This is a genomic window from Gaetbulibacter sp. NE, from assembly GCF_025548475.1.
In the GTDB taxonomy this organism is placed as follows: Bacteria; Bacteroidota; Bacteroidia; order Flavobacteriales; family Flavobacteriaceae; genus Gaetbulibacter_B; species Gaetbulibacter_B jejuensis.
In genome coordinates this window covers 1-260 of record NZ_JAOQHY010000053.1, presented here as the reverse complement: position 1 = coordinate 260, position 260 = coordinate 1, and the positions used below count along the sequence as shown (strand labels likewise).

Annotated in this window: 1 protein-coding gene; it reads left to right on the top strand. The window is 41.2% G+C overall.

The window, feature by feature from the left end; translation table 11 throughout:
• The coding region (locus tag OD803_RS14540; RefSeq protein WP_262734087.1) for an HYR-like domain-containing protein at window positions 1–260 on the top strand (260 nt) is incomplete at both ends.

Genomic DNA, 260 nt, shown 5'->3' with positions numbered 1-260 from the left:
ACTGGTGATGTAACGGATGAAGCGGATAACTGTGACTCTGGTTTAGAAGCGACTTACTCAGATGCGGTTGCTGATGGCAACTGTGCTAATGAATCTGTAATCACACGTACTTGGTCAGTAACTGATGATTGTGGTAACACTGCTACACTTGTTCAAACTATTAATATCGTAGATACTACTGCGCCTACATTTACTGTACCTGCTGATGTAACTATCGAGTGTGATCAAGATGCTAATGACTTAACTCTTACTGGTGATGT